Below are 7,182 nucleotides of genomic sequence, written 5' to 3' on the forward strand. Positions count from 1 at the left end.
AGACCCCGGCTTTGCGCCATCGAACAAACCGGTTGTAGCAGGTGGTGTAGGGGCCGTAGCGCTCCGGCACATCGGCCCAGGGCGAGCCGGTTCGGAAACGCCACAGGATGCCGTTGAGAACGCGACGGTCATCGACACGCGCCACGCCGCGAACCTTGGAAGGCAAGTTGGGCTGGATCACGCTCCATTCAAAATCGCTCAGTTCGTAACGACGCATTCAAGCCTCCAAAAGAAGCCTTGAATCAGAACACATCACAAAACGGTAGTCCGTTTATGAGTTTGCAGCCTAGTCAAACTCACCGTGAAAGTGCGCGGCGAGAGCGGAGCCCAGATGTTTGAGGCATCGCTGATCCTGACGTTGGGTTGGAGTCAGTAGGTTATGTCTGGTGGCGCGGCCCGTTCTGGCCAGCGGGAGTAATTCAGGAGAGTCGAGAGAGCCGTGATGATCTGCGCGATCACAAATGGCTTCTAAATCATAAATGATAGGCAGGACCTCAAGATCTTAGGGATCGAGCGTTGTAATAGGCCGTTCGCGCTAGCGACGTCGCAACTGCCGGGCTGCCTTTTCCAGCGTGGCACGGTCGTTTCTATGTTTCCCGATCAGGTCCTGAGTCAGCGCTGTTGTAAGACGATTGGCTTGGCAAAATACGCTATCTGGTAGTCCTCTTCGGCCGAGACGTTGGCACGGTCGCGGGCATCACGTTTTCTGCCATGAGAACCTCCTATGCGGCGTCGCAACGTGACCCGTAGGCTTTTGTTCATGCACACAGATGCGCGCGTTGGAACTAGTCGGCCGATATTAGATTAATCGGGTATGGGGAACCCACCACTGGTCAAAACAAAGCGACGTAATTCTAACGGCGCGGCGAAGTCGCCCCCGCCGTTCCAGCCACCCCAGCTTGCCACGCTTGTAGACCGAGTTCCTACGGCACTCGAGTGGGTTCACGAGATCAAATACGATGGTTACCGAACGCTGCTCGCCGTCGGCGGCGGTCAGGCAAAGGCCTACACCCGCTCTGGCCTCGACTGGTCCACCAAGTTCAGCCATATCGTCCTTGAGGCGGCCGGCCTCCCCGTCACATCGGCGCTGATTGATGGCGAGGCCGTCGTCATGGACGACAAGGGAGTGTCAAACTTCCAGGCGCTGCAGAAAGCGTTAAAAAGCAATCGCCAGAGCGTGTTTTACTATGCCTTCGACTTGCTGGCCCTCGATGGGGAGGACCTACGCGCGTTACCACTGATTGAACGGAAAAAACGACTTGAGGCGCTGCTGCCGACCACCGACGGTCGCACTCTCCTCTACTCCGAGCATATAACCGGAAGTGGTGACAAGCTTTTGCAGACCTTCTGCGCTGCCGGGCTCGAAGGGATCATTTCGAAACGGGCTGACAGTCTTTACAGCGGTTCACGGTCGGGCAACTGGCTAAAAATCAAATGCACAAAACGTCAGGAATTTTTAGTCGTTGGCTGGACCCCCTCGGACAAAGCTCGTGGCTTCAAGTCGCTGCTGCTTGGTGCAAACGACGGCGGCCGACTCCGCTACGCGGGCAAGGTCGGTACGGGATTTGATACGTCCGAGATGGCACGGCTTGTCCGCCTCATGAAGCCCCTGGAGAGCTCTACGCCGACCGTCGATGCACCTCGCACTGTAGTCCGGGGTGCTCACTGGCTGCAGCCGCCGCTGGTTGCTGAAATTGCTTTCGCAGAGATCACCGCCGAGGGGGTCCTGCGACATCCCAGCTACCTCGGACTGCGCGAGGATAAAAAGCCATCTGCGGTTTTCCTCGAAACCGCGAAACCCGTAGACGAAGTCAAGAGTCCAGCGGGTGGTATAAGAATCAGCAAGCGTGATAGAATCCTGTATCCCGAGAACGAGGTCACCAAGGGCTCCCTGGCCGATTATTACGCGGCGATCGCGCCGGCGATGCTCCCATTGGCGGGCAGCCGTCCGATCAGCCCGGTCCGCTGCCCCCAAGGACGGGCCAAAAAGTGTTTCTTTCAAAAACATGACGCCGGTAGCTTCGGGGATCATGTCCATCAGGTCGCGATTGCTGAAAAGGATGGCGATGAACAGCCCTACCTGTTCATCGACGACCCGGAGGGTCTATTGACTTGTGTCCAGATGGGCACAATCGAATTCCACGGTTGGGGCGCTCGGATCGAGGACGTCGAAAAGGCTGATCGGATGGTTTTCGATCTCGATCCCGACGAGGGCCTTGATTTCGACGCGGTGCGCAAGGCCGCATTCTACTTTCGCGATCTATTGAAGCAGATTAACTTGGTGACCTATCCAATGGTGACCGGTGGCAAGGGGGTGCATGTCATAGCACCATTGACCCCCCAGGCCGAATGGCCGGAAATCAAGGATTTCGCGCGGCGATTGGCTGGAGTCGTCGCCGATAGCGATCCCGAGAATTTCACAGTCGCTCTATACAAGGCTAAGCGTAAAGGTCGTATTTTTATCGACTATCTCCGCAACCAACGGGGCGCTACGGCCGTAATGCCCTATAGCGTCAGGGCACGCCCGGCGGCCCCGGTGGCTGTGCCGATAACCTGGCCGGAATTGGAAACGGTTGTAGGGCCAGCACGCTGGCACGTCACTGACGGCGCCGAGTTGCTGACACGCTCGCAATCAAAGGCGCTAGCCGGTTGGGGACGAGCAGATCAGACCCTCCCGGATATCACCTCATGAAGATCGCCACTTATAATGTGAACGGCGTCAATGGCAGATTGCCAGTCCTACTGCGTTGGCTCGAAGAGGCAAAGCCGGACATCGTATGCCTGCAGGAGTTGAAAGCTCCCCAGGATCGGTTCCCCGAAACTGCCATTCGCGACGCCGGCTACGGGGCCATCTGGCACGGTCAGAAGAGCTGGAATGGAGTTGCAATCTTAGCTCGCGGCTCGGAGCCTCGCGAAATCCGACGCGGCCTGCCGAATGATCCTGATGAAGGTCACAGCCGGTATATCGAAGCGGCCGCCCAGGGGATCGTAATCGCCTGCTTGTATTTGCCAAACGGCAACCCGGCACCAGGGCCCAAATTTGATTACAAACTGCGCTGGTTTGACGCCTTACAGGCGCATGCGGCCGAACTCCTCGCAACCGAGGCGCCGGTTGTGCTGGCGGGCGATTTCAACGTGATGCCAACTGACCTCGATGTCTATAAGCCAGAGCGGTGGGTAGACGACGCACTGTTCCGCCCCGAAGTCCGCGAAGCCTATCGGCGACTTGTGTCACAAGGCTGGATTGACGCGCTGCGTGAGAAACACCCGGGCGAACGCATCTATACCTTCTGGGATTATTTCAGAAATGCGTTCGCGCGGGACGCAGGGCTCCGGATCGATCATCTTCTGCTCAGTCCAGCAGTTGCCGAGAAACTAGAGGGCGCTGGCGTCGACCGAGAGGTTCGCGGTTGGGAGAAGTCCAGCGACCATGCCCCCACTTGGGTTAAGCTTTCCGACAACGCAAAGCCAAAGCGGCCGCGATAGAGCCTCTAAAACGGCGCCGGATAGGAACCGCTGCACCCCTTCGACGTTCACGGCAAGCAAGGTCGAAGTCATTCGGCCCTTTCAACCCACCCAACTGCCGATGAACAATGGAGATAACGCGATGGGATTCTTCTCAAAAGATATCAAGACCATGGACGATCTGTTCCTGCACACGCTGCAGGATATCTATTATGCCGAGAACAAAATCGAAAAGGCATTGCCGGATATGATCGACAAGGCGACCGCCCCCGAATTGAAAGCGGGGTTCGAGCAACACCTCGGCGAAACGACAAGCCAGATTGCGCGCTTGGACCAAGTCTTCGAGAAGCTGGGCCTTGAAGCGGAGGGCGTTCAATGCCCTGCAATTGACGGGATTCTAGAGGAAGCTGACGAGGTCGCCGGCGAAGTCGACGATGACCGCGTCCTGGACGCCGCCTTGATCGCTGCGGCACAGGCTGTCGAACACTATGAGATCAGCCGCTACGGCACTTTGATTGCATGGGCGAGGGAACTGAGCCATTCTGACGTGGCGGACCTTCTCGAGGAAACGCTTGAGGAGGAGAAAGCGACCGACACGAAGCTCACCGAGCTCGCAGAAGGGTCGGTCAATGCCAGCGCTTCCTCCTGAGGGTACCTGAGCGTGGGCGAGTTGCGCCACAAGGCCAAGTCCGTAGAGAATAGCGTCAGCGCCGGGCGTGGGGTTTGATTTCAAGAAGGACCCTCAGGTCCAAGAAACCGGGGCATTGCTGCCCCGGCTTCGGCGTTGGTGCTCCCTAGCGGCGACTATCGCCAACGCTCGAGTCGCAGGATCAGGGTTGCGCCGCGGGAGCCAGCTCTTAGGTTCGCAAGATCTATTCCGCTATAGTAGCCTTCAGCGCGGAGGCGTTTCTGCCGGTGGCATACTCGCGATTCCATGCTCAAGTTTCTTCACGACGCAGAAGCTCCCGGCGATTGGTAGCGGCTAATGATTCTGCCTCAGGTGCCGCACGCGGGCGCAACGCCAAGTAAGCAGCAGCGAGCATGACTGTCATGCCAATGAGGTCAGTACAATCAATAGTTTCCCCATTCACCAGAATGCCAAACACGACTGCTATCACGGGAGAAACAAAAGCGTAGGCACCCGCACCCGAAGGGCCGATATCACGAAGAAGCTTCATAAACAGACTATAGCCGATGAACAATCCGAACAGGACTAGGAAGAGCCATCCTGTCCAATCGCGCCATCCCCACTCACCGTAGGAGAAGTAAAGATGGTGAAGGTCCTCGCAGCACCAATTTTTGACCTTCGGCCTGGTTGGCGGAGCGATGGCGCAAACGGGCGGTGGTTCGGTTCGCGACTTGATTGCGAACTGATAGGCGAACCTCGCTATTAGGATCCCGTTCCAAAAATATAGGCAAAAATTATGAATCCTTTGCAGCTTTGCCGTGGACGCCACGTGCCTTGGCGTTCGGAACCATTGTGCTCGCGGCAGCTTGAACGACAGCGACAAGTTCTTCAGCGGTTCCTGTCGCGACCGAGAGGCAAATCTTGGTCGGCCCGCGTATCTGCCGAGGTTCGCGCGCCATCCCCGCTCAAAGGTGCGAAGCGATGACCAAGAACATTTCCGGGAAGAAGGCTCGCCAAGGCGGCCTCGGCCGACCGGCGCTCGGCGTTCTTTTGGGCGGACTATTGTTGGCAATCATTGCGTGGGGCATTGCCGAAATCTACGGAGAGCAGGCGAAGACATTACGACGAAGGATGGCGCTGGCACGGCTGCGTCCGCTACGGGGGACAATCCAGGCGAGACGGACCCAACCAGATGAACGATCAGCCGGTCGATCAAAATCCCCAGATCGATCGCAATCCGGCTCCCCAGTCGAGCACAGGCGGCGATCGGCAGGGCGCGGAGCCTTCGAAAAAGGCATCACCATGAGGTGGTTATTCGCGCCAGTCGGGTCACATTTCACATGCGGGTAAGGGCTGTCCTCTTCGATGTCGACGGCACGCTCGTCGACAGCAACGAGCTCCACGTCCAGGCTTGGGCAGAAGCGTTCGCGAGTATCGGAATAAAGTTTCAGCTACCCGTCATTCACGACGAGATCGGCAAAGGCGCCGATATGTTGATTCCGGCCTTGGCGCCGGACCTTGATAGCGAGAGGCGACAGAGCATTGGCAAGTTACAGGGAGAGATTTTCCGTAAGAAATTTCTCCGTTCTGTCCGGCCGTTCCCAAGGGCCCGCGATATTTTGGTACACGCCTGTCAACATGGCCAAAAGGTGGCCTTGGCGTCATCTGCGCCTGAGGACGACCTCGACCACTACCTCGACCTCCTAGCCGCCCGCGATCTTGTCACAGTCACTACGAGCAGCAGTGACGTGGCGAGGACCAAGCCCGCGCCCGATATCTTCTCTACCGCGCTGGCAAAGTTGCCGGGGGTAGCCGCGTCGGAAGCCGTCGTGGTCGGCGATACTCCCTACGACGTCGAGGCAGCAAATAAGATTGGAATTGCTACGGTTGCGGTGAGGTCCGGAGGCTTCTCGGACATGGTCCTCGAACGAGCTGGGGCTTCCGCCATCTATGATGATGTTGCGGCGCTGCTCGAAGATTATCGGTATTCTCCTTTGGGCCATTAGATTAGAAGATCCGCGTCTTCATCCTCATCCTTCACTGCCAAGCCAGCTTCCCTTGCTGCCGCCAGGAAGGCGCGTCGGGCATTCTCGACGTCATCGGTCGAGGCTNGGCGCCCGGTACAGGCCCGGAGCGCTGCGCGATATCGCGGCCCATGTTCTTCGGGCCAGCGCTCCATCATGAATACGGCGGCCTGCGACACGCTGGCCAACCTCCGGAACTCGCCTTTGACTCGACAACCAGAGGAACGTCGAAAAAGGCGTCGTTGATGAACAGCACCCTTCGGATTGATGAAGCGAACGAAAGTGCATGAAAATCGTTCCAGTGAGTGCCGGACGCTGCGCGACGTCAAAGCGTTGTGGAGGGATAATGACCCGCTGCAGAAAGTGATTTTTTTAACCGGGGCTGCCGTCGCAATCGCGCTGGCCAGTACCGTGGAGCTCCCAGCTACCCCAACCTCACCATGGCCGGACCCCTGGCTTTGCGTCGGTTCAGCCCTGATTTTTTGCAAATGGTTCTATGGCAGGCTGTGAGTGGAGCTTTTCCCAATCTGCGGAGTTACTAGCGCAATCGGGCAGGGGAGGCGTCATGAGCACGAAAACACGTAAATCGGTCGTTGGACCTTTAAAGCCACGGCTGCTAGGCGTCCTCGGTCCTGGCCTTATTACGGGTGCCTCTGACGATGATCCGAGCGGCATCGCAACCTATTCTCAGGCTGGCGCTCAGTTCGGGTTCGGCCTGGCCTGGACAATGCTTTTCAGTTATCCACTGATGTCGGTCGTACAGGAAATCAGCGCCCGGATCGGCCGCACCACCGGGCGCGGTATCGCCGGCAACATGCGCGAGTATTATCCAAACTGGCTGCTGCAGTCGGTCGTCGTGCTGCTGATCATCGCCAACATCATCAACATCGGCGCCGATCTCGGTGCCATGGGCGATGCCCTGAAACTCATCATCGGCGGCCCCGCGCTGCTCTACGTCATCCTGTTTGGCGCCGTTTCCGTCGTGCTGCAGGTGTTCCTTAAATATAGCCGTTATGTCTCCATCCTGAAGTGGCTGACCCTGTCGCTATTCGCCTATTTTGGCAC

At 57.8% G+C, this 7,182-nt stretch carries 8 protein-coding genes; 5 read left to right on the forward strand and 3 right to left on the reverse strand.

Annotated features, from left to right (window positions below; translation table 11 throughout):
* The coding region (locus A3A9_RS0136170; RefSeq protein WP_027062510.1) for a transposase at window positions 1–217 on the reverse strand (217 nt) is incomplete at its 3' end.
* A 597-nt stretch (window positions 218–814) separates the two neighbouring features.
* Here A3A9_RS0136170 and ligD point away from each other — a divergent pair.
* From ligD to A3A9_RS0136185, 3 genes are all read left to right on the forward strand, one after another.
* A complete protein-coding gene (gene ligD / locus A3A9_RS40765; protein ID WP_051371513.1) occupies window positions 815–2,692 on the forward strand; it encodes a DNA ligase D in 1,878 nt (625 codons plus the stop codon).
* Entirely contained in the window at window positions 2,689–3,486 is a 798-nt protein-coding gene (gene xth / locus A3A9_RS0136180) for an exodeoxyribonuclease III (RefSeq protein WP_027062803.1), read from the forward strand. The genes ligD and xth overlap by 4 nt, the downstream gene beginning before the upstream one ends.
* Before the next feature lie 121 nt (window positions 3,487–3,607).
* On the forward strand, window positions 3,608–4,114 hold the full coding sequence (locus tag A3A9_RS0136185; RefSeq protein ID WP_027062804.1) for a ferritin-like domain-containing protein: 507 nt from the start codon (window positions 3,608–3,610) through the stop codon (window positions 4,112–4,114).
* Window positions 4,115–4,403: 289 nt separating this feature from the next.
* Here the strand turns inward: A3A9_RS0136185 and A3A9_RS44620 are convergent, their stop codons facing one another.
* Window positions 4,404–4,976 carry a DMT family transporter gene (locus A3A9_RS44620; RefSeq protein ID WP_033839162.1) on the reverse strand — a complete coding sequence of 191 codons (573 nt, stop codon included), beginning with the start codon at window positions 4,974–4,976 and terminating at the stop codon, window positions 4,404–4,406.
* A gap of 457 nt (window positions 4,977–5,433) precedes the next feature.
* On the opposite strand from A3A9_RS44620, the gene A3A9_RS0136200 reads away from it, so the two are divergent.
* Entirely contained in the window at window positions 5,434–6,099 is a 666-nt protein-coding gene (locus tag A3A9_RS0136200; RefSeq protein WP_027062805.1) for an HAD family hydrolase, read from the forward strand.
* Here the strand turns inward: A3A9_RS0136200 and A3A9_RS46670 are convergent.
* Window positions 6,096–6,275: a DUF982 domain-containing protein gene (locus tag A3A9_RS46670; RefSeq protein WP_063827835.1), complete on the reverse strand. Its 180-nt coding sequence runs from the start codon at window positions 6,273–6,275 to the stop codon at window positions 6,096–6,098. The two genes, A3A9_RS0136200 and A3A9_RS46670, sit on opposite strands and share 4 nt — an antisense overlap.
* A gap of 407 nt (window positions 6,276–6,682) precedes the next feature.
* Here A3A9_RS46670 and A3A9_RS40780 point away from each other — a divergent pair.
* On the forward strand, window positions 6,683–7,182 hold a 500-nt coding region (locus A3A9_RS40780), incomplete at its 3' end, for an NRAMP family divalent metal transporter (RefSeq protein WP_033839165.1).

This window comes from Mesorhizobium loti CJ3sym (assembly GCF_000472785.1).
GTDB classification, from domain to species: domain Bacteria; phylum Pseudomonadota; class Alphaproteobacteria; order Rhizobiales; family Rhizobiaceae; genus Mesorhizobium; species Mesorhizobium loti_E.

Bases quoted from the DNA above. Each gene is read 5' to 3' on its own strand.
- A3A9_RS0136200 (WP_027062805.1), top strand. From the start codon at position 5,434: ATGCGGGTAAGGGCTGTCCTCTTCGATGTCGACGGCACGCTCGTCGAC.
- ligD (WP_051371513.1), top strand. From the start codon at position 815: ATGGGGAACCCACCACTGGTCAAAACAAAGCGACGTAATTCTAACGGC.
- A3A9_RS0136185 (WP_027062804.1), top strand. From the start codon at position 3,608: ATGGGATTCTTCTCAAAAGATATCAAGACCATGGACGATCTGTTCCTG.
- xth (WP_027062803.1), top strand. From the start codon at position 2,689: ATGAAGATCGCCACTTATAATGTGAACGGCGTCAATGGCAGATTGCCA.